Genomic DNA, 20,786 nt, shown 5'->3' on the forward strand with positions numbered 1-20,786 from the left:
GGTGTTAAGTTGAGAGTAGAAACCTCTATTTACTGGCAAAGGTTGTTTGATCGTGTCCATCACTCCTGTTCTTCTCTGCGGCGGTTCCGGCACCCGCCTTTGGCCGCTGTCCCGGAAACCCTATCCAGAGCAGTGAATTGAAATCAGCACTACCTGATCATTGAGGGACAGGCGGATTGCCACTGGGAGATCTCGATATGTCCGACATACCGGCTGGGCAAGATAGGCGCACGTTCTTTTTCGATATATCAAGTTTGATCGGCTATGTGAGCAAGATCGACCGGTATTCCGGAATCCAGCGGGTCGTTGTGACCATGATCGTTGAAATGTCCAGGCTTGTGGATGCCGACCGGCTGTACCTGTCCTGGAGAGACAGAAAATCCGGACACTATCTGTGTTTGCCATTCTCACAGATCGGAGCTGAAGCATTCGCCTCGCCTGAAAGCATGCGCCGGATCTTTCGCCCGTCCGTGGCTCGGCGTGACAACCTGCCCCCTTTGAAAAAATATCGCACGAAACCAGTGAAGTATTATCTTCAGCGGGCTTGGTTGGATGTGGCGGCTCGTTTGGGGCATGATCGGCGTTTCCATAAATACAATATGTCCGCCAAGATGTGGCGCGACGCGCGAAAGGGCCGCAAGCAGGTAAAACAGCAGACCCTTAGCCCGGTGGAGTTCTCATCGCGCGCGCGCGCAGGTGATCATTTGGTGCTGCTCGACAGCGCATGGTTCTCGGAACAGATTGATATTTTTCTGCAAGCCCACAAGGCAGAGCTTGTGGTTCACTCCATGGTGTATGATCTGATCCCCATTGTCGCCCCGCACACGTGTGATGGAATGGGTCCGGCCAATTTCTACCAGTGGCTCTTGCGATCTCAGGAATACACGGATCATTATCTGGCAATTTCACAGGCAACCCTCAGGGATCTGAAAGATTTCTTTTCCGCACATGGTGTCGATACCCCTGCCACTGTAGTGCCATTGGCACAGGCCGCCTTGCCGTCGGGGGCCGATATGGGCCTGCAGAAGCAGGTGATTGGACCTCTATCGACAAATATTGCCACCGCAGCCTATCCGGGATTACGAGAATTGATCACGTTGGATGACAGCTTGCGCCATGTTGTTGCCAACCCTTTTGTTTTGTGTGTCGGAACCATAGAGGCGCGCAAGAATGCCTGGCGCATTGCCATGGCCTGGAAGGCCCTGTTGGACCAAGGATATGTGAATCTGCCCAAGCTTGTCTTTGCCGGACGTCGGGGCTGGTTGCGGCAGGACTTTGAAGACCTGTTGGAAGCAACCGGTAATGTCTACGGCTACGTCCGGGTTATTGACGGGCCCTCTGACGAAGAGCTCGACATGCTTTACAGCCATTGCCAGTTCTCCATCATGGCCAGCCTGTATGAAGGGTGGGGATTGCCGGTGGGCGAAGCGCTGGCTTATGGCAAGACAGCTGTGGTCGCGAACAATTCCTCGCTGCCCGAGGTCGGAGAGGATCTGGTGGAATATTGCGATGCGACCGAGGTTTCCAGCATTGCAGAAGCTGTCAAGCGTCTGATGGATGACGATCATCGTGCCGCGCTCGAGGCCAAAATCACCGCTGCTAATCTGCGCGACTGGGCCGATGTCGCCCGCGATCTTCATGCTGCCATAGGCCTATTTTCCTGAGCTTTCAAGCCGGGGGTACCACTGCTCGAACTTGGCACAGAGGGTTCCGTCGAGAGTGCGGGATTTAGGCGCAGGACCCATTGATTTCTGCCGTGCCGCATGATTCATCGCACCGAAAACGAGCGGTGGACATGTCTGACCTTTTTTGACTGACGGACGCGCAGATGGCGCGTCTTGAGCCCTTCTTTCCGAAGTTTCACGGCAAGCCACGCGTTGATGATCGGTGTGTATTAAGCGGGATTACCTTCATCGATTGCAATGGTTTACGGTGGTGCGATGCCCCTTCGGCCTACGGCCCGCACAGGACGCTGTACAACCGTTGGAAGCGGTGGAGGTGAGTGGCTGAACGCCACCGGTCCGAGAGAAGCCACGAACAGGGCATCCTTGCCGAGATGCTGATTGGTTTGGCCGCTGATCATGGTGAGGAGAAGGCGGTCATGATCGACGCAACATTTCTCAAAGCCCATCGCACGGCGTCCAGCCTTGCGGTGGAAAAGGGGGACGTGGCCGTCTGATTGGTCGCACCAGGGCGGTATAAACACAAAGCTGCACGCCGTCTGCGACAGCCAAGGGCGACCTCTGAACCTCTTTGTGACTGCCGGACAGGTCAGTGATTAATTGGCGCACGTGCTCTCGTTGGCTGCCCTCGTCATATACCGGCTATGAGTCCTGAGCCTAGCGCCACATCAGGAGATCTTTGAATTGCCAATCTGACCCAGATAGATATTCGATGATTTCATCGACTGAGATATCTTTTTCATCCCCCAGTTGGCGGTTGGGAAAACTTTCAAATCGTGCCCGGAGCGCATCCATGTCGAAATCTGGTTTTTCGATGCGCCAGATCTCGATCAAGGCGACATCGATCCGTTCCCAGATCTCCATGGGTGTCCGTGTTATGATAACTTCGTCAAAACCCTGCGTGTCCGATTTCCAGGCCAAGGCTTGTTTATGACTTACATGTTCGGCCATCCATTTCTGAGTATCATGCTGGCTGACGCGCACTTTTTCAAAGCTGCGCGCGCGCATGGCATCCTCATTCAAAGAGTAATTCCCGATGTTTTGCATGTCGCGATAGAATTCCACTATGCCATCTTCGCGGCCAAGGGCTGCGTTGAAAAACATTACGCGATCGGAGAACGGGGCAAGATTGAATTTTAGAGCCGCAAAGTTGTGATGGTCTGGCTCCACGCAAAGCGCATGCTCAATCTGATCGGACAGGACCTGAATTTGCCGGCTGAACATACCGATATTAGCGCCAATATCGAGCAGCGTATAGCGTCGGCCCTCTTTGAGGTGCCCAGCAAAGGCAGCGAGGTTTTCATATTCCCAACGCGCATCTGCAATGATGGCCGGGCTCATTGTCTTGTCATCCGGGACAAGCAGCCCCTGTCCCGCAGCCCCCAACGGGCCGTCTTTTTTCAGGGTAAAAAGAAGCCCGGTTCGGTCCAAAGTGTCATGCATGCTGTCTGGCAAGTCGCCCATGGCATTTATATTGCGGTTTTGTGCCGCCAGCGTTTTTTGTGTCTCATCCAGATCATAGGCCAAAGATCGGAACAGCGATGTGCCATGGCGATTATGGCTGAGCTCTATGGTTTCCCAATCATCGGGCAAATTGCCGAAACAGGCCACGATCAGCCCGTCTCCGCTGAAGGATTCATGTACGTCATGTTCCGCGACAATGCGGGCCCCGGATTTTTGCAGGATATCGATGCATTTCTGGTGCGTCAGGGGGTCACCGCTGATCTGATGGGCATGAGTGGAGACACAGACCCATCCTATTTTACCTTCTGAAAACAACAGCTTGCAGCTTTCCAGAACGGCAACCTCATGGCCTTGAATGTCGCAATGCAAGAGATCGAGATAGTCCCATTTTTCTGCGGACATCAGATGGGCAACCGAATAGCAGGTGCTGCGCATCTCACCGCTCGCCTCACCGAAAAAGGGCATGTCTTCGGCGAATTGAGGCCCTGCAAAGCCGGAAAGGAATTTGGGTGTCAGCCCATTGAGAGCGGCATTGGCCTGACCAACGGCCAGATGTGCCGGTTCCGGCTCAAGAACCACCGCTTTGCGATCGGGACTTTGGTTGAGGAACCACAGGCTGTAATAGGCCCAAAATCCGCCCAACTCTATCATTCGAGCCGAGGCGGGCAGTCTTTTGACAACCTCGTGGAAGACTCGTTCTTCTTGAGGTTCGTGGTGTCCTTTCGCCGCGCGGATGAGATTGCTCATCCACGCTCCGTAATAGCCACCGCATAGCACACGCAGCCCATTATGCATGATCTGGATGCTGCTGCCGTTTTCATCCTCATAGATGGCACCAGCATCGCTGACTTTTGGAATGGCATTTGCATCAGAGCATTGCAAAGCCATGGCAACGCGCTCCTCAAAAGATGCCACCGATGGCGGATATTTCATGCGAATACTCCCGAAATTTGCTTACCTGTTGTGTTTGCCGAGTTGCTTTGGAGTGTCAATAGAGACCCCCGGCAAACCCAACGCAGCGGAAGTCTCGTCAAGGTGCGATGCAGCAAGTTCCTTTGAAAATAAGTGTTCCGCGCGGCCAGTTGGGCGAATGTGAGTGCTATCCGTTCCAGGTAAGTGGATTATCCAAATCAGCCATCAGCGGGGCGGCAGCGTCCTTATCGCTCAGGACCGGTGCACCCGTTAGCGGCCAGTCGATTCCCAGGTTCGGATCGTCCCAGCGCACCGCGCGGTCGCAATCAGGCGCGGAGATGCTCTTATCGCTTTGAGGGGCGAATGGCCACCTCTGCAGATCTGGCTGGGATTGGTTTCGGCGCGGATCTATGTTTTGCGATCCTGCGACATGGTCGTACCGGAAGGGCTGAATCCATTTCAGAAATTCAAAGCCGCCGGTTCTGACCTTAAGGCGACGCGCGGTCACGGCCGGGCCAAATACCCCGCCACAGCCATTGGCTGCGCAGCCTCAGTTTTTGCCGCATTCTGCGCATGGTGCAGACAGAGAAATCCTCATCAACATGATGACCATTCGACCTGACCCTTGTGGCGCGCATTTTCAGCGGTAACCAGGACAGTCCCTGAACCCACAAGGCATAGGTCACCAGCTGCTCACTGCGCTGTGAGGCTGTCATGGCACAGCAAATCCGGACGCACAAAGAAGCAATGCTCTGCCCCTGAGCGCACGGCAAGTTCGGTCACTTCGTGCAAGGAATGCAGTTGCAGGACAAGATTGCGCAAACTCGCCCCGTTATTATACCAGTAGTCTCCGCATGACAGGATATCGCCCATCGGCCAGCGCGCAAACACATCTTCGGGCGTGTCGGTTAAGCAGTTTTCAAGCGGCAGCAAGGCGCTTGAGTTTTGCGCCGGATCTATGCTGCTGCGATACAAATGCGCAAGGCAGACTGCTTCGGACTTGGCCTTGAGAGGAGCGATCAGATGCTCTGCGATGCTCGGCGCGGGATGCTCTAGCGCTCTGGGCAGGCCGAAGAAACAAATCGCAACAGATTTCTTGGTCATGATGGCAATAGTCTTGCAGCCGGTCTTGGCTGCATGTTCAACAGATCTGCCCATGGGCGCTTTGGGCCGAGCCTTGTAAGGGACGGGACGTAGGGCTGAGCGGAACGAAATGCCCTCATAAAGAATTTCCGCACAAATACCCCTCAACATCAGTTTTGAAAAACCATTTATAATCAGCATATTGAGATGCACGGTCGATCTTTTAGCGGCATAATGAACGCATGAACGGCTCAAAAAAGCACCGTGCGAAACATAACACAAAACACTGATCGTTTCGCGCATGAGTTTTGCAACGGATTTTTCCCATGATTTCAATCATGCTGCCCCACCATGCGGAACGACAGATTTTTGGGACCCCCACTTTCGCATGGCAGTTTTGAGGCCGTTATCAGCCTCTTATGACGGGATGCCGTTCCGCTCAGCCCCACGTCCCGAAAAGGCGAACGCAAGCCTGTCGTAACACCCAAAAAAGCTGGAGCAGGCCAGAGCTCATTTAAGTGGCGGATTGACCGTCCGAGAGGCCGCAGCGCGCCTGAAAATCAGCAAAACCAGCCGCCACAACGTTCTCAGAGACCAGAAATCCGACTGAAAACGCGGATGTTCCCGTAAAGTTCGCGCAAGCCAGGCAATATAGCCACTTTTATGCAGTGACCCCAAAACCAAAAAGCTCTAAAGCCGCTTTATTCATTTAAAAAGAGACAAGGATACCTTCCGTGCGTTGGTTCAAAACCAAAAAGAACACTCCAGGGGCGGCCCCGCAGTCACTGGCCATGTCAAAACCCTTGCCCCCCAAGGCTGCGAAGGCACCAGAGTTCATTACACGGGCTCAAGCCTATAAAGAGCAACTGGAAACAGCCAAGAATTTTGATGAACTCAGTGCACTGTGGAAGAAATTCAGCTTTGCCTACACCATGCAGACGGATGATCCCTTCTCGGATGCATATCGCCAAGAGGTCACGGAGCTTTATCAAAAACTCGTCGACACGCCCTATGATGTTCAGAATGAATTGACGTCTTCACATCTTTCGGATGAGGCTTTTGCCCGTGGCTTTCCATGGACATCAGACAATCTGGGCGTCGTGGCGCATGAGATCGGCAAGGCGGTCCAAGGGTTTCGCGTTATCGCACAGCACGCTCCTCATGCCAAAAGCATCATAGAATTTGGGGCTGGTTGGGGCAATACGGCCATTCCAATGGCGCGGGCCGGCATGGATGTCTGTGCAGTTGATATCGACCAAGCTTTTTTGAAACGCATTGCCAATGAAGCAAAAGCGCTGTCCGCGCCCCTGCGCACTTATCATGCCGATTTCCTCGAAGCGGCGAGCAACCCCGGACAACGCTATGATGTGGCGCTGTTTTCATCGAGTTTTCACCACTGTCTCGAATTTCAGGACCTGCTTACCCACATCCGTGAGAATGTGTTGACAGAAAACGGTGTTATCGCCTTTTTTGCAGAGCCGATTTCCAACGGTTTTTCTTTCCCTTGGGGGCTGCGCTATGACGGGGAGGCTGTCTGGGCAATCACATGCAACAAATGGCTGGAACTGGGCTTTCGTGAAGACTTCTTTCTGGATCTCCTCAAACGTACGGAACTGCAGGGTGAAATGGTCCCCGACACCACAGGCCTTATGGGGCCAGCATGGCTTGCCCGCCCAATCTGATCTTTATCTCGGCAGTCTATAAGCGTTAGAGAGCGCTTGATAGGCTGCCGAGTGCATCCACTTTCTGAAAGATGCGCGAGGTTGACCACTGCGCTCCAGAACAATTCTGCGGGCGATAGAGCGAATGCGCCCTGAAGAGTGAAAAAGCAGGTTGGCCACAAATTTTTTCGGCTCTCCACTGACTTTGAAAAAGACAACCTCCATCATCCCACGAGAGGCCTGATAGGCGGCATCGGCCTCCAACTGTTTGCGTAGCGCCGAAAGCTCATTCATCAGTTCTGCATTCTGCGCTTCCATCTGGCGTTCGCGGATAGCTGCGGCGGTGATCTGTTGCTGCAATTCGGCAATTTGATTGCGGCGCTGCTCTGCCTCGACCATCGCCGTTTGCTGCGTCACACTCATGTAATCGTCAAATAAATTCGGCGGATAGGCAAAGGCCGGGACAAGACGATCATAATGTTCTGCCGCCAAATAATAGCGGTTCAAACCATCGCAATAGACATAGCGATAATCCGCCTCGGTCAACTGATGTTCCCAAAGGTGATGATTGGTCACCTGGGACATTGGCTCCATCGCTTCGATCAAGATGATCCAAGGCCGGAAGCGGCCCCAGTCATTGCCACGAAGGGCCTGGGCCTCATGGCCCTCCACATCGATTTTCAGGAAATGGATGTCGGACACATCACCCATATGGGCGTCACATAGATCGGTCAGAGTCGTCATCGGTGCCACAACAGTTTGTTTTTCAAACCCCGCCTCGACATGATTGGCAGCAATCTCGTCAGATGCCGTAGACAAACCGGCATTGCTCAAGATGTTGAGGCTCGCCTCTCCCTTGCTGTCACCAATCACAACGCCAAGGTTCGTGTCACGAATCCGCTCTTTGTTGAGCTCCTTCAAAAGCCTTGGATTGGGCTCCACATTAATTCCGCTCCAGCCGCGTTCATAAAATGCCAATGTGACACTATGAAAGCTCGGCCAGGCGGCACCAAGATCAATATAGAACCCCTTTTCGACATCCTTGAGGGCGCGCCAAAGAATGAGGTCTTCAAAATTCTGAGCATAGGAAACAAAAGTCATATCACCGCCTTCATGTGACGCCGCATTCTATCAATCAAATAGCTTTGCAGAGCAAAATGTAGTGTTCGCCGATATGTCCGAATTCCGGTCGATCTACGATACTGGGCCAGTAGTACCCAATCTCCGGCACAGCTTCATCCAGCACGGTGACCTCAAAACCAGCCTCTTCCAACTGCTTGACCAACTCGTCGCGCCCGAAAATCCGCATTTCGAGCACCGTGCCTGGGCCACCGTGGAAAACAACATGTTCATCATAAACCTGATAACTGCCATCGCTCTTTTTTGAGACAACCAGCCAGTCTTCCCCCATCTGGCATGTTGCAAAATCAACCATGCCCGGGAAGTGCTCGATTGTCTTTGGCGCATCACCAAACGGGGTCGAAAAGACAAGATGGCCGCCCGTTTTGAGCATCTTGCGCATGTTCGTGAACCCAGGCTCCAAAGGCTGCAGCACATGTTCAAAGACTTCGGTGCAGATCAGGAAATCACTACCTTGATAGTTTTGCCAATGCGTCTGTGAGACCACATCAAGGAATGGCTCTTGGTGAAAGAACGTATTGGTGAAGTCGAATTTCTCCGAAAGGACCCGCGCATATCCCTCCCACTCGCTCATTCCGATCCCTTTCACATGAGGGTCGGACGTAAACTGTTTGAGCGGAAGCGACTGCTTCATCAGGCCGAGGCTGAGAGCGTGAATAATCCCGCGAAAACGCGGCGTGGATCCGCAGCCGGAACAATTTGGGGCCTCTCGGTGAAAGGTGCCTGCAGCCTGGGTATTAGACCGACCACAGATATTGCAAGCAAAGGAGATTTGGTGGTCTGGAGAGAAGTCCGTTTTCATATGGCACCTGATAGTAACTAGCGCGTGCTGACAGAAGCATGTGCGGATGAGGTTTCAAAGCGCTGGGATGCTTTCTTTTCCATTGACACCAAAACATCGGCAAAACGTGCTTCAAAAGCCGCAAAAGAATAAAGCTGGGCTCGGGCCTGCGCATTGTCACGCAATTCGGTCAACTTATCCTCCGAATAGGACAGAAGCGCGCGCGTGATCTGCACAAGCTCTTCCCGGGAGCCATAATGGAACCCCGATATGCCGTCCTCGACAATCGTGGACGGCCCTCCATTGTTGACCACGACCGGGATGACCCTTGCTGACATCGCCTCTACGACACTGATGCCGAAATGCTCACAATGCTCAGGCCACTTTTTGACATCAACACCAAGACCCGCCCCATGCCAATAGATCGACGCGCGCTGCAAAAGCCCCGACAGGACAGAAACAGGGGCGTCGATATGGAATGAAACCGGCAGATCCCGAGCCATCTGTCGGCAATTGGCCAGATAGTCGCGATGGATCGGTTCGGGATGCAAAGAGCCAACAAGATCAAGGCTTGTATCTGCTCCCAGCTCGGACAGAGCCTTCATGGCCTTGACCATCTCATCCTGACGTTTGCAATGATCTCCGATAAAGAAACGGCCAATTCCGAGAATGCCGGATTTTGCCATCTGAGGATCGACCTCGGCAACGATCCCGACCGGTGGGGCCACCACATGAATGGCAGGCTCGGGTGCCTCGAAATGGCGCAACTGTTTGCGGATCTCTTGCTCGACAAATCCCGAATAACAGATCACCGCATCGTAGTCCTTGAGCAAGGATAAATGCTGCCGGGTATGATCTTCGTTGGTTTTGAAGGGAAATTGACAGCAAAACAGATTGATGTGCCCCATAGCGCGCGATGTCGGAACAAGCGAATTTCCCAGACAATAGAACAGATCAAATTGCGCACCCGCCTCTGCCTGGGTATGCGTGATGATGTCGATCCCATCCAGATCAAGGTCGAGTTGATCAAGAACCAGCGATATACGAAGCCGGGAGTAAAGCTCTGGCACAATGAGCGTCAGACCATAGCCCTGCGCGGCCAGCACTTTCATAATGCTGAACAGGTAGCGTTCTCCCCCTCCGGGGATAATATTATAGGGCGTATAGATTCCCGCTGTCTTACGCGCCGAAGCAACCCGGGCCGGCAGCAGTGGAGCAATATAGGATTTGCCGTCATGCACGCCGGTCGTCAGAAAGTTGTGCCAGCGATCAATGAACTTGGCCTGGTTGACCTCAACGATATTTTTAAGCTTGTCTTTAAGGCTCTTGTCAGCTGTCGTGGCATTTTCATGGTGGATGACCTCTGACCTAGGGACGTAATACGTCTTTTTCCCCAAAGTGCCTATCTTCAGGCACAGGTCACAGTCTTCGTAATAGGCAGGTTCATAACGGAAATCGAAACCCAGAACGGCGTAGAAATCCGCTTTGCGCATCAAAACAGTGGCCGCCGAGACGTAGTCGACAACCCGCATTCTATTAAAGCGCGGCTGATCAGGGGACTGGAACTTACCAATCTGAACGGAGAACCCTTCGGGATCGAGAAGCACTCCGGCTTCTTGCAATTCACCGCTTGGATAGATGAACTTGGGGCCTACGCATCCCGCATCGGGATGAGTGTCGAAAACATCGACCAGAGGTGGTAGCCAATCAGGCGTCACGATGACATCATTGTTCAAAAAGAGCAGGTATGTGCCTTTGGCAAATTCCGCTCCGATATTGTTCCCCTCACCAAAAAAGCGATTGATCGCAAGCGGAATAAATTTGTGCGGCCCTTCATAAGCCGCAAGGCGCTTTTGGTTTTCTGGAGAGCTGCCATTGTCAACAACAATAACTTCGTACGGGATGCCTGTCGTGTTTTTCCAAATACTTTTCAGACAGTCGATCGTCATGTCTGGCTTGTTGAGATTCAAAATAATGATCGAAACCAAAGGGGCGTCGCTGCTGTAATCAGAAGCGTTTTGCGGGGAGTCGTCTGACATTTCTGTCTCCGAAAAAATAAGCGCGCTATCTGCAGCACAAAGAGCATTCATTTTTTATTTGCTTGCATCTGAAGTTCGGGCACGAAATGTGGACGAGGAGAACCGTCCTTCTTGAAAACAATTCTTTTGGCATATCCGCGCGCCTTGCCATTGGACTTGAAAAAGGCAACTTTGAACAGCTTTTTGGGCTTTCCGGTTTTGCGGAAAACGATCCGCTTCCAGAGTGTGTCGCGGATAAATGTGTGACTTGGACTAGTTACAGGGCGCACAATCCCGGTTTGCCGCAGGATTTCTCTGATCTGCAGTTGTAGTTGCATTTCTGATTGATGAAAAGCAATTTCCATCTGGCGCATATCAAAGGCATGCTGTCTTTGAAGGGCTTCTACCTTTTCATTCAGCGCCGCGACCTGCCGTGCAAGCTCTTCCATTCTGCCCCCTTGTCCGGACTTGATTTGTGCACCGTGCAGCATGCCTTACACAACCATCCCTGCGAAGCACTCTGTCGCTGTCTTGGCATCCGAAATACTACGTGGGTTCTTATAAAGTTGCAAAATACAAGTGACAAGAGACCAAGCAGACCCCAAGCAAATCACACTATTCCAAGCCTTTACGCCGGCAGAACGTAGAACCCAAACCCGGACCATGACACGGGCCGTACAAACCGATCCAAAATCGCTTTGGCCACCTGTAGGGCTTTGAAACCAGCCCGGCACCGCTCGTTTTTGGAGCCGTGACTTGGGCGACCTTTATTGGCTGACTGATGAGCAGATGGCCAAGCTCACCCCTTTTTCCCAAAGTCGCACGGCAAGCCTCGGGATGATGATAGGTGGGTCTTGAGCAGGATTATCTTTACCAATCGCAATGGGTTGTGCTGGCGAGATGTGCCCAAGAAATACGGTCCACATAAGATGCTCTGTCTGAAGTCAGACAAAAACCGAACCAGAGCCTCCGTTACGAAACTGCTTGCGCTGTCCGGAAAACTCTGACGACGGACAACCCACCGGCTTAGGGTCGCATGATCAAACTGCACGTCCCTCTCCGCCATGATTTCTACAAGGTCGCGGTGCGAGACCCCAAAACGGACGTAGAAATAGACCGCGAACAGGATCACAGATCGTGGATAGTGCATACCCTTGAAACTGATCATCAGACATTCCCAAGCATTGTCGCAAGCCAAGCTCCAGTTGGATCAAAACGCGCGAAGGTGCGGTTTCGTTGCAAAGTTTTAGGTCAGCCAAATAGATCTGCGATCGCTTCAGTTCAGATTGCCAACTCGGAAAATTGACGAAACGGGCAGAGTCCGGGCGTGAACTGGCCTTTACGGATCATGTGCGCAACCTCGATACCCGCCAGAGTCGCTGATGCCGAAGCAAAAGACTTGAAGCCGAGCATCGGGCGGGTTCGTCTCTTGATGAAACGATGGTCCTGTTCCACGATGTTGTTCAAGTATTTCCGCCTGACCATTTCAATTGGGACCGGGCAACCAAAACCTTTTAGCATCTTGTTGATGGCCTTGAGGCCAGCGGTGTTAGCTCCACATTTTGTCAATGACAATCTTTCTCGGAAGGCCGTTGACCTCCAGCATTCGGGCGAAGAACATGGTGGCCGCGGGTTTGTTTCGTCGCGGGGAAAGCATGAAATCAAGCGTCTTGCCGTGCTTGTCGACGGCTCGATAGAGATAGACCCAGTTGCCTTTCACCTTGATGTAAGTCTCGTCCATTCTCCAGGAGCGGTCGCACGGTCCCTTTCGACGACGCGCCGCTTCAGCGATTGCGCCTGCATACCGCGTCACCCAGTGATTCAGCGTCGTGTGATCCACTGCAACGCCTCGCTCATGCATTATCTCTTCTAGATCGCGATATGACACACCGTATCGGACATAGAAGAACACAGCGAAGAGGATTACATCTTTCGGATACTGCGCGCCTTTGAAAGAGATCATAAAAAAGACTTTCGACTTCAATGTTTCGATTTCCATTCACTCGACGCACTTATGGGCGTCAACAGTCAAAAGTTTGCAACAGAGCCTTCGGATGTATCCCCGGCTGCCCCGAAACACACGTCATGGACGAAACCCCTTACTCTCCCTTGTCCGGGCACATGTGGGCACCATGTGCCCCTGCGACCGGAAAGGGTTGTACACAATAGATTACAGACTCCGCGCCTCTGATCTGATATTGTTCAAGGCTGAGCCATACTAAAACATGGCCATCATATGGCAGGTGCGCAGTACGTCAAAGGTATCCTCGACAAAGATACGTCGGGAGGGTGAGTGGATGTACGAAGCAATTGGCCAGCCTGCTGGCGAAGAAAATTTTGAAAGCACTGAAACAGCCGTAACCGACAAGGTTCTCATCGTCACGGGTGGGGCTACGGTTGGCGGCAGCATGGTGGAAAGCAACAGCACAATCGTCGATGCCCTTGGCCGACAATTGGGCATCATGCGCACGTCCTCGGCCATCTGGCAGGATGTGGCGCTGAAGGCGGTCAGCGCCGAAATGCTGTTGGCCCGCACACTTTTCAAGCGGCGGCCGAAATTCCGGCGGGCGCCTTACCGCGCCGCAGTCGAGCGGTATTTTTCATCTCAATCCTATGTCAGCGCGCCTGAACTGACCGAAGTCGTGCTTGCAGGCGATCTGCGCAAGGAAGGGATTGCTTTTGAAGCGACCACTTTTGCCGGGCTTGCTGATGCCGAAACACGCAACCGACTTCTGGGTGAATGCAAATGCGTCTTTGTTTCAAGCACATTGATGCGAGATATGAGCGAGCTCATACCGCTGGTTAAGATGCTGAAACAACCGCATAACAAGGTTGTTGTCGGGGGTGCCCTGGTTTCACTTTTGCATGATGACTGGACACATGTTCCGGGTGCCGATCTTGTCGCCATCGGCTATGGGGAAATGCTTGTTCCCGTATTGGCACGCTGGATCAAAAGCGGCTATCGCGACATTGAACCCCCTGAAAACGGTCGCGTTGTGGAACGTCTGGGCAATACGCTGGTCTACAGCGGCAGCCCATCCGGAAAAAGCCTCGACTGGCTGCCCACTCCGGACTGGAAACTGGCCGAGGCATATCACGGCCGCAGTTTCGAGATGATCAATTATGAATCCGTCCGCGGCTGCCCCTATCGGTGTTCTTTCTGCAATTTCCCCTTCCTGTTCGAAGACACCATGTTCCGGGTCAAATCCGCCCGCAAGATTTTCGACGACTGGATGATCTACGCCAAGGGAGGAGCAAAGATCATCAATTGCATGGACAGCCTGTTCACCATCCCGCCCAAGCGCCTCAAGGAACTGTGCGAGCTGTTGATCGAAGCAGGCAGCCCGGTCGGCTGGACCTGCTATGCGCGCGCGGGTGATCTTGCCAAACCGGGCACCGCAGCGCTGATGAAAGCGGCAGGCTGCCAGCTGGTGCACATCGGATACGAGACCGGCGATCAGGGCGTTTTGGACAACATGAACAAGAAATCCGATGTCGGGCACAATGTTCAGGCGCTGATCAATTGCCGCGAAGCGGGGCTGACAACGGCCATTACATTGATTGTCGGTTTCCCGGGCGAGACAAAAGCCAGCCTGCGCGAAACACTGAAACGTTTGAAAGAAGCGCCGCCGGACCTGTTCTTTGGCGGAGGCTTCAACACCCGCATGGTGTCCATGCCCGTACTGCAACCCGATCAACGGCGACGTTTCGGGCTTGTCACACAGCTCGATCATCTGTCCTCTGCGCCTTACTGGAAGCATGACACCATGTCCTGCCGAGACGTGCCCAGCGGGTTGCGCTGGCTCAACCGCAGCTTGATAGAAGAGAAAGTCGCGCTGGAAGGCAGCCTCTTTTATGAGGGGCTTTTGGGATATGATGCTTCTGACCGCGACGACCTGCTTGGTTTTCAGGCCGATCTTGTGGCGACGCTGGGACCGTTGAAATACGGGTTCGATCTGGCCCAACAGGTTCTTCGCGGAATTCTGCATTTCGATGTCTGGCGCAAGCTCCGGCACATAACCCCGGAAACCGAGATGCGAACCCCTCAGATAGATCGTACTCCCGAGCAGGTCGAACAGGCGGGATAAGAGGCCGCCAAATCCGCTCAGACTGTTTCAGAACCGGGCTGTGCAACAATTGCGCCGGCATGATCGAAGGTTGCGGCCGAGTACGCTGTGGCGCAGAAGGAAGGGGGCAAAGTCACGATCCTTTTGCTTCAGCGGGCTCAACAAACTAGAAGCCCTGCCGATATTACGCTCATTATCCCCTTGTTTTGTTCACTTGTTGCCTGATCCGGATATCATTCATTCACATTTGATAAGTATCCCTTATCAAGTTTATTTGATTTTGCCGCGAAATGCGCGCAAAGTGGCTGCCATGAAGCCCCCTGCCCCATATCTCCCCGCCACCGCCCCTGCCCTGTCGCAGGCAGATCAGGACGCGCTGAGTGATCTTTATATCCGCGGCACCCCCGCCAACACCCTGCGGGCTTATGAACGCGATCTGATCTATGTGACGGCGTGGAAAATGGCGCGCTTCGGGGCGGCGCTGGACTGGCCCGAAAGTGAGGCCACGGCGCTGGCCTTCATCCTTGATCATGCGCGCGATCTGGGTGATGCGCCCGATGAGGATATTGCGCGTCAAACCGCGGAGGTGCTGATTGCGCAGGGGCTACGCAAATCGCTGGCCTGCCCGGCGCCGTCGACGCTGGACCGGCGGATTGCCTCCTGGCTGGCCTTTCACCGGATGAAGAACCTGACCAGCCCGTTTGTTGCGCCTCGGGTCAAGCAGGCCCGGGCCAAGGCGCGCCGGGCGGCCGCCCGCCCCCCTGCCCCGAAATCCGCCCATCCCATCACCCGTGGCGTGCTGGAACAGTTGCTGGCCACCTGCCACGGGTCGCGGCGCGATTGCCGCGACCGGGCGATCCTGATGCTTGGCTGGGCCAGCGGCGGGCGCCGCCGGTCCGAGATCACCGGGTTGATGCGCGAGGACGTGTCGCTGAAGGAATTCGACACATCCGGCGTCGCCTGGCTGTCGCTGCTGGAAACCAAGACCACGGCCAAGGGAGAGACGCCGCGCCTGATCCTGAAAGGCCGCGCCGCGCAGGCGCTGGTGCATTGGATCGAGGTTGGTGAGATTGCCGACGGACCGCTATTCCGCCCCATCTCCAAGGCGGACCGGGTGCTGAAACGCCGCCTGACCCCGGATGCAATCTATCAGATTGTCAAACATCGACTCAGGCTGGCCGGATTGCCTGAGGATTTCGCCTCGCCGCATGGATTGCGGTCTGGCTTTCTGACCCAGGCCGCGCTGGACGGTGCGCCGATCCAGGCCGCCATGCGGCTGTCGCTGCACCGCTCCATGGCGCAGGCACAGAAATACTATGACGACGTGGATATCGCCGAAAACCCGGCGGCGGATCTGTTGGGGTAGATCCAAACGCCCTTCTGGCGGCATGGGTCGAAGCCCTGTTCGCGCCCCTCGCCGTTCGGCACCCTGATTGCGTATCCCGGGCGTTTGCTTGCCTTTGAGTGAAGTCACCGGAAAAGCACGGAAGAATTGGCGGCGCCGGTCAAAATGCCATGGGCGATACCGGCTGCATTCTGAAATCAAATCGAGATAGGCGGACCTTTGCACGTCTTGAGGAACCTCCATTGCCATAAATGGCTGTCCCTCATAAGTTACATACCAGAAAAGCAAGGCATGTTCATGTCTCACAAAAAAACACGCTGTGTCGCACGAGTAGTGGAGCAATGCTCCTTCCGGTAAAAATAACCAAATTTTAACCTCTGGTGGTTCAAAGTTTTGCCATGATTTCATCGCGGAATCATTTTGGGCATCTGCTCAATGGCATGACGGCGCCCACCTGGGTTTGACCAGACCAAGACCATAGCCGGAGGACTTGGAGAAGATGATTGGAATTATCGGGATAGCCATTCTAGTTGGCCTGTGCGCCGGCGGGTTTGCTTTGATTTCCGGTGCATCCATCCTGATGGCTCTGGGCAGCTACATCCTCTTCGGCTGGCTGTTCATCATTGCAGCCCTCATTGTTATAGGCGCCGTCAAAATCGTGAAGACACGCGTGCAGAAACAAAACCCCGCCTATTCCAGCTAAGCGCCTAGCCCCGTCCGGCGACCCTTTTGGCCACATAGCCCAGAAACGCGCGCTGCGGGTTTCTGATCTGTGGGCGGCCTGACGCGGCCCAATAAGCCAGCCAATCCGCTTCCAGCGCATAGACATCGTGGCCCGGCGCCATCGCCCTGGCCTCCTCCAGCGCCTGCGGCGGCAGGATCGGCTTGTCCGGCCCCTCGACCACCTGACCCCGGCGCGAGAACCGGATCAGGTCGCCCGGCTCTTCGGTCATCTCATAATCGGGTAGGTGATCGGCTGCGATCATGTCACGGATCATCTTGCGGAACACCCGCCGGGGTGAGGCCGAGCCGGACTTTTTCAACAGCACCTCGACCGAGATCCGCCACTCGGGCTGACGCCCGCAATGTTTGCGCGCCAACTCATAGATCCGCCGCTCGAGCGGTTTGCGCAGGCGAAAGTAATCGCGGCTGAGGGTCAGCACCGATTTCGCCAGCACCGCACGGAACAGCCAGTCCGACAGCTTCACGCTGACGCTGGCCATCCGCCCCGCCCTTGTGTGACGCACGATTTCCCAGCTCTCGATCAGGCCGAACCCGGTGGTGGTTTCCGTTTCACCCGTCACAATGTTGGTGGTGATCCTTGTGCCGGCCAGCCGCTCGAACGCTTCGCGCAGACGCTTGTAACCGTCACCGCTGGTTTCGCGGTTGGTGGCCACCAGCAGATCATGCGCCTTCAGATGCAACACCCGGCTGACCGTACGGCCCGCATTGATCGCCGCCATCAGCTGGCTGATGCAAAAGATCAGGATGTCCTTGTCGTGGATCGTCGCCAGACCGCGCACCGAAGGCGTCACCGTGATCTCGACCCCGTTATGTTCGTAATTGAGGATGCGCCGGTCCGGCCGGGTCGAGAGCGAAAACATAGGATGCTCCATCGAACCCATATCTGTCTTGGGCAGCGCATCGAAGATATCGCATACAAAAAAATCGCCCGTTGGGTGCCGGTCAGGCAACAACGCCCCTGACCCGCTCATACTGCCCTGCCCATATGTCCTGCCCGAATCTTTGTTCGTGGTTTTATTGACGCTCACCGTAAAGTTATCCACAGGAGGCGTAAAGCCGCCGGAACGTGGGTTCAGAGTCACTGCAACGTGGGATCAGAGTCACCCTATCGTGGGATCAGATTCAGTGTGACCTACAAAAGATACAAAAAAGCGCTTTTTTTCTTATACTTAATAGAGTTCAAATTCAGCCGTAACTAATAAGATAACAGGATTCTAACTGAACATTTTTTGCTATACGCCCAAAAGCAGCGTCTCGAAGGCTTTCTACCCTTTAATTTTGCTTAGAAAATCCAGTTTTGTGCTCATAATGCTTTCACATGCCTTCTTTTGTGGTATATTGACGAAAACATAGCACATGGACAGTATTTCAATGCGAGCAGCAACGTCCGAGGGGCTTCCCCCGTATTTCAATATCGACCCGGATCTGGCCTATGCTGAACTGGGCGATCCAACCGGAACACATGAGTTCTCTCAAATCGCGGATGCCTGTGCGCGGGGGCGTAGCGACCTGGCGAACCGGGGGCTAGAAGAAAACGGTCAGAAAAAGCTGCGCCTGTTTTCGACCTGGGAAATCACCAAATATCTGATTCCTGTGGCGCCCGCTCATTTTCGCCGGGTCCTGAAAGGCAATCCGGATTTGCCCCAGGGACAGTCCGAAACCGAAGGCGGTGCCAAGTGGTTCACGCTGGATGAGGTTCTGCGGCTGCGGGCGCATTTCGCCTCGGAAGGATCCAAAGCGAAAGAATACCGCCCCTACCGCCCCGAGGGTCTGCCCGCCAAGATCGTGTCGGTGGCCAATTTCAAGGGCGGTGTTGGCAAAACCTCGACCTGCGCGCATCTGGCCATGTCGGCGGCTCTGGACGGTTACAAGGTACTGGTCATCGACCTGGACAGCCAGGGTTCGATGACGTCGATCTTTGGCGGCAAAGTCAGCGATGAATGGCAGACGGTGTTCCCCTTGCTCGCCCGCCACTACGCCACCCATCTGCGCCGCGACAATCAGGGGCGTCTTGACCGGGGTGAGGCCCCGCATCCGATCGATGATACCCTGTCCGAGGCGCTGAAGACCCGCAGCCGCGATCTGATCCAAACCACTCACTGGCCGAATATCGATCTGATCGGAGCGCAGCTGAACCTCTATTGGGCGGAATTCCAGATCCCGGTCTGGCGGATGCAGGGCCGCAGCTGGAAGCTGTGGGATGCGCTGACGGATACGCTGGACGAGGATGGGGTGCTGGACGATTATGATATCATTTTCATCGATACCCCCCCTGCCCTTGGCTATCTGACGATCAACGGGCTGGCGGCTTCGGATATCCTTCTGGTGCCCATGGGGGCCTCGTTCCTGGAGTTCGACTCCACGGGGCGCTTCTTTGACATGCTGCATTCCACCTTCCAGTCCATCGAGGATGGCGAGAACATGGCCGCCCGCGCCCTGGGGCGGCCCGAGATGGCGTTTCAGTGGGATGCGGTGCGCACGATCATCACCCGCTATGATGGCAGCCAGCAGGCGGAGCTGGCCGGGCTGATGCAGGCCTATCTGGGCCGGACCCTGTCGCCACACTGGCAGGGCTACACGGCGCTGATCGGTCAGGCGGGGGAACAGGTCAACGGTATCTACGAGGCCGATTACCGCGATTTCAACCGCGAGACCTATGTGCGCGGGCGGGAAACCTTTGATGCCACCTATGCCTCGTTCAAGAAGCTGCTGATCGGCGTCTGGCGGGGCGAAGAACGGGCCCGGCAGGCCGAAGAGGCGGGAACACCGGAATTGTCGCTCTGAGCGCGATGTTTCGCGCGCGAAACACGCCTGCCACGTCCCGAAACAGAGTCTGATCCGCGCAGGAAAAGGAGAAACCAATGGCAAAACGCAAACGACTGACCCCTGCCCGGCCGGATTATCTGGAAGACAACCGCCCTGCCCCCGGGCTGAACCCGATGTTCCCCACAGACACCCCCCGGACCACGCCGCCGGTTGCGCAGGTGGCCGGGGCCACGGCGGCGCAGGCGGCGCTGGAAGAGCTGTCCGGAGAATTGCGTGCCGCGCGGGCCGAAGGGCGCTTGGTGCAGGATCTGCCATTGGACGCTATCGAGGAAACCTATTTGGTGCGTGATCGCATGGCGGCAGATGATGCGGATATGGAGGCGCTGAAGGAAAGCCTGAAGGTCCGCGGGCAGCAAACCCCGATCGAGGTCGTGGAACTGGAGGGCGGGCGTTACGGGTTGATCTCGGGCTGGCGACGTCTGACAGCGCTGCGGGCTTTGGCGCAGCAGACGGGCGAGGCCCGCTTTGAGACCGTGCGTGCCTTTCTCAGGCAGCCGCAGAGCGCATCTGATGCCTATGTGGCCATGGTCGAGGAAAATGAAATCCGCGTCGGGCTGAGCTATTACGAGCGCGCCCGGATCGTGGCGCGCGCGGCAGAGCAGGGCGTTTACCCGGATGAAACTGCGGCCCTGCGTGGGCTGTTTGCCTCGGCCAGCCGGGCGAAGCGATCCAAGATTGGCTCGTTCATCGCGATCTATCACGCCCTGGATGACCATCTGCGCTTTGCGTCAGCTATTCCTGAACGGTTGGGGCTGTCGATTGCAAAGGTCCTGAAAGAGGAGGCAAAAGCAGCTTCCTTGATCACCACCGCTCTGCGGAAGGCCGCGCCTCAGAGCGTGGAAGCCGAGATTTCAGCTCTGACCCGTGCAGTGAACGGCCTGGGGGCGAGTGGGGGAAACCCACCTGCTGCCAAGACCCCCCTGAAAGAGACATTCGGCGGCATTCAGTTGAAACAGAGTCGAAACGGTGCACAGGTCACCCTGTCCGGCGAGGGAATGTCCGAGACATTTCTTGCGGAGCTGAAAGCCTGGCTGCACGCGCGCGGCACATGATGTTTCGCGCG

The 20,786-nt window shown here is 55.1% G+C and carries 16 protein-coding genes and 4 pseudogenes; 10 read left to right on the plus strand and 10 right to left on the minus strand.

Annotation, left to right across the window (positions count from 1 at the left end; translation table 11 throughout):
* Positions 1–49: 49 nt before the first annotated feature.
* The 3 genes and pseudogenes from GOW04_RS20105 to GOW04_RS20115 form a co-directional block, all read left to right on the plus strand.
* Positions 50–133 (plus strand): annotated as a pseudogene (locus tag GOW04_RS20105) (sugar phosphate nucleotidyltransferase); the annotation flags it as partial.
* A 64-nt stretch (positions 134–197) separates the two neighbouring features.
* Positions 198–1,664 (plus strand): glycosyltransferase family 1 protein, encoded by a 1,467-nt coding sequence (locus GOW04_RS20110; RefSeq protein WP_171230535.1) that lies wholly within the window; start codon positions 198–200, stop codon positions 1,662–1,664.
* 164 nt (positions 1,665–1,828) lie between these two features.
* Positions 1,829–2,279 (plus strand): annotated as a pseudogene (locus tag GOW04_RS20115) (IS5 family transposase); the annotation flags it as partial.
* Positions 2,280–2,339: 60 nt separating this feature from the next.
* On the opposite strand, the gene GOW04_RS20120 reads toward GOW04_RS20115, so the two are convergent.
* From GOW04_RS20120 to GOW04_RS20130, 3 genes are all read right to left on the minus strand, one after another.
* On the minus strand, positions 2,340–4,079 hold the full coding sequence (locus tag GOW04_RS20120; protein WP_171233790.1) for an FkbM family methyltransferase: 1,740 nt from the start codon (positions 4,077–4,079) through the stop codon (positions 2,340–2,342).
* A 166-nt stretch (positions 4,080–4,245) separates the two neighbouring features.
* Complete coding sequence (locus tag GOW04_RS22315) at positions 4,246–4,566, minus strand: dTDP-4-dehydrorhamnose 3,5-epimerase family protein (protein WP_171233791.1); 321 nt, start codon at positions 4,564–4,566, stop codon at positions 4,246–4,248.
* Positions 4,567–4,751: 185 nt separating this feature from the next.
* Positions 4,752–5,477 (minus strand): hypothetical protein, encoded by a 726-nt coding sequence (locus tag GOW04_RS20130; protein WP_171233792.1) that lies wholly within the window; start codon positions 5,475–5,477, stop codon positions 4,752–4,754.
* Positions 5,478–5,875: 398 nt separating this feature from the next.
* Between GOW04_RS20130 and GOW04_RS22185 the strand changes: the two genes are divergently transcribed.
* Positions 5,876–6,823 carry a class I SAM-dependent methyltransferase gene (locus GOW04_RS22185; RefSeq protein ID WP_171230532.1) on the plus strand — a complete coding sequence of 316 codons (948 nt, stop codon included), beginning with the start codon at positions 5,876–5,878 and terminating at the stop codon, positions 6,821–6,823.
* Positions 6,824–6,826: 3 nt separating this feature from the next.
* Here GOW04_RS22185 and GOW04_RS20140 read toward each other — a convergent pair whose 3' ends face one another.
* The 4 genes from GOW04_RS20140 to GOW04_RS20155 all read right to left on the minus strand — a co-directional run bounded on the left by GOW04_RS20140 (position 6,827) and on the right by GOW04_RS20155 (position 11,190).
* Positions 6,827–7,903 (minus strand): FkbM family methyltransferase, encoded by a 1,077-nt coding sequence (locus GOW04_RS20140; RefSeq protein ID WP_171230531.1) that lies wholly within the window; start codon positions 7,901–7,903, stop codon positions 6,827–6,829.
* Positions 7,904–7,937: 34 nt separating this feature from the next.
* Positions 7,938–8,576, minus strand: coding sequence for a methyltransferase domain-containing protein (locus tag GOW04_RS20145; RefSeq protein WP_171230530.1), 639 nt, complete (start codon positions 8,574–8,576; stop codon positions 7,938–7,940).
* Positions 8,577–8,761: 185 nt separating this feature from the next.
* Complete coding sequence (locus GOW04_RS20150; RefSeq protein WP_171233793.1) at positions 8,762–10,813, minus strand: glycosyltransferase; 2,052 nt, start codon at positions 10,811–10,813, stop codon at positions 8,762–8,764.
* Positions 10,810–11,190, minus strand: a complete 381-nt coding sequence (locus GOW04_RS20155; protein ID WP_171233794.1) for a hypothetical protein — start codon at positions 11,188–11,190, stop codon at positions 10,810–10,812. The genes GOW04_RS20150 and GOW04_RS20155 overlap by 4 nt, the downstream gene beginning before the upstream one ends.
* Positions 11,191–11,497: 307 nt before the next feature.
* Here GOW04_RS20155 and GOW04_RS20160 point away from each other — a divergent pair.
* Positions 11,498–11,676: pseudogene (locus GOW04_RS20160) on the plus strand (transposase); the annotation flags it as partial.
* Between the two features lie 74 nt (positions 11,677–11,750).
* Here GOW04_RS20160 and GOW04_RS22065 read toward each other — a convergent pair.
* Both GOW04_RS22065 and GOW04_RS20165 read right to left on the minus strand, forming a co-directional pair.
* A pseudogene (locus GOW04_RS22065) lies at positions 11,751–11,909 on the minus strand (IS6 family transposase); the annotation flags it as partial.
* Positions 11,910–12,022: 113 nt separating this feature from the next.
* Positions 12,023–12,704, minus strand: a protein-coding gene (locus GOW04_RS20165; protein ID WP_254430220.1) for an IS6 family transposase whose coding sequence is annotated in 2 segments (ribosomal slippage) — positions 12,023–12,304 and positions 12,306–12,704 — 681 coding nt in all. Because the reading frame shifts where the segments join, the coding sequence is not laid out codon by codon here.
* Positions 12,705–13,038: 334 nt separating this feature from the next.
* On the opposite strand from GOW04_RS20165, the gene GOW04_RS20170 reads away from it, so the two are divergent.
* From GOW04_RS20170 to GOW04_RS20180, 3 genes are all read left to right on the plus strand, one after another.
* Complete coding sequence (locus GOW04_RS20170; RefSeq protein WP_171233795.1) at positions 13,039–14,829, plus strand: radical SAM protein; 1,791 nt, start codon at positions 13,039–13,041, stop codon at positions 14,827–14,829.
* A gap of 289 nt (positions 14,830–15,118) precedes the next feature.
* Positions 15,119–16,174 carry a tyrosine-type recombinase/integrase gene (locus GOW04_RS20175; RefSeq protein WP_171233796.1) on the plus strand — a complete coding sequence of 352 codons (1,056 nt, stop codon included), beginning with the start codon at positions 15,119–15,121 and terminating at the stop codon, positions 16,172–16,174.
* Positions 16,175–16,643: 469 nt separating this feature from the next.
* Entirely contained in the window at positions 16,644–16,856 is a 213-nt protein-coding gene (locus tag GOW04_RS20180) for a hypothetical protein (RefSeq protein WP_171172364.1), read from the plus strand.
* Positions 16,857–16,860: 4 nt separating this feature from the next.
* Here GOW04_RS20180 and GOW04_RS20185 read toward each other — a convergent pair whose 3' ends face one another.
* Complete coding sequence (locus GOW04_RS20185; RefSeq protein ID WP_171120535.1) at positions 16,861–17,868, minus strand: replication initiator protein A; 1,008 nt, start codon at positions 17,866–17,868, stop codon at positions 16,861–16,863.
* Between the two features lie 385 nt (positions 17,869–18,253).
* Between GOW04_RS20185 and GOW04_RS20190 the strand changes: the two genes are divergently transcribed.
* Entirely contained in the window at positions 18,254–19,681 is a 1,428-nt protein-coding gene (locus GOW04_RS20190; RefSeq protein WP_171233797.1) for an AAA family ATPase, read from the plus strand.
* Between the two features lie 77 nt (positions 19,682–19,758).
* On the plus strand, positions 19,759–20,775 hold the full coding sequence (locus GOW04_RS20195) for a ParB N-terminal domain-containing protein (RefSeq protein ID WP_171233798.1): 1,017 nt from the start codon (positions 19,759–19,761) through the stop codon (positions 20,773–20,775).
* Positions 20,776–20,786: the final 11 nt, after the last annotated feature.

The organism is Ruegeria sp. HKCCA4812, assembly GCF_013034245.1.
In the GTDB taxonomy this organism is placed as follows: Bacteria; Pseudomonadota; Alphaproteobacteria; order Rhodobacterales; family Rhodobacteraceae; genus Ruegeria.

Coding starts and splice junctions, on each gene's coding strand:
- GOW04_RS20110 (WP_171230535.1), top strand. CDS start 198: ATGTCCGACATACCGGCTGGGCAAGATAGGCGCACGTTCTTTTTCGAT.
- GOW04_RS20120 (WP_171233790.1), bottom strand. CDS start 4,079: ATGAAATATCCGCCATCGGTGGCATCTTTTGAGGAGCGCGTTGCCATG.
- GOW04_RS20140 (WP_171230531.1), bottom strand. CDS start 7,903: ATGACTTTTGTTTCCTATGCTCAGAATTTTGAAGACCTCATTCTTTGG.
- GOW04_RS20145 (WP_171230530.1), bottom strand. CDS start 8,576: ATGAAGCAGTCGCTTCCGCTCAAACAGTTTACGTCCGACCCTCATGTG.
- GOW04_RS20150 (WP_171233793.1), bottom strand. CDS start 10,813: ATGAATGCTCTTTGTGCTGCAGATAGCGCGCTTATTTTTTCGGAGACA.
- GOW04_RS20155 (WP_171233794.1), bottom strand. CDS start 11,190: ATGGAAGAGCTTGCACGGCAGGTCGCGGCGCTGAATGAAAAGGTAGAA.
- GOW04_RS20170 (WP_171233795.1), top strand. CDS start 13,039: ATGTACGAAGCAATTGGCCAGCCTGCTGGCGAAGAAAATTTTGAAAGC.
- GOW04_RS20175 (WP_171233796.1), top strand. CDS start 15,119: ATGAAGCCCCCTGCCCCATATCTCCCCGCCACCGCCCCTGCCCTGTCG.
- GOW04_RS20185 (WP_171120535.1), bottom strand. CDS start 17,868: ATGAGCGGGTCAGGGGCGTTGTTGCCTGACCGGCACCCAACGGGCGAT.
- GOW04_RS20190 (WP_171233797.1), top strand. CDS start 18,254: ATGGACAGTATTTCAATGCGAGCAGCAACGTCCGAGGGGCTTCCCCCG.
- GOW04_RS20195 (WP_171233798.1), top strand. CDS start 19,759: ATGGCAAAACGCAAACGACTGACCCCTGCCCGGCCGGATTATCTGGAA.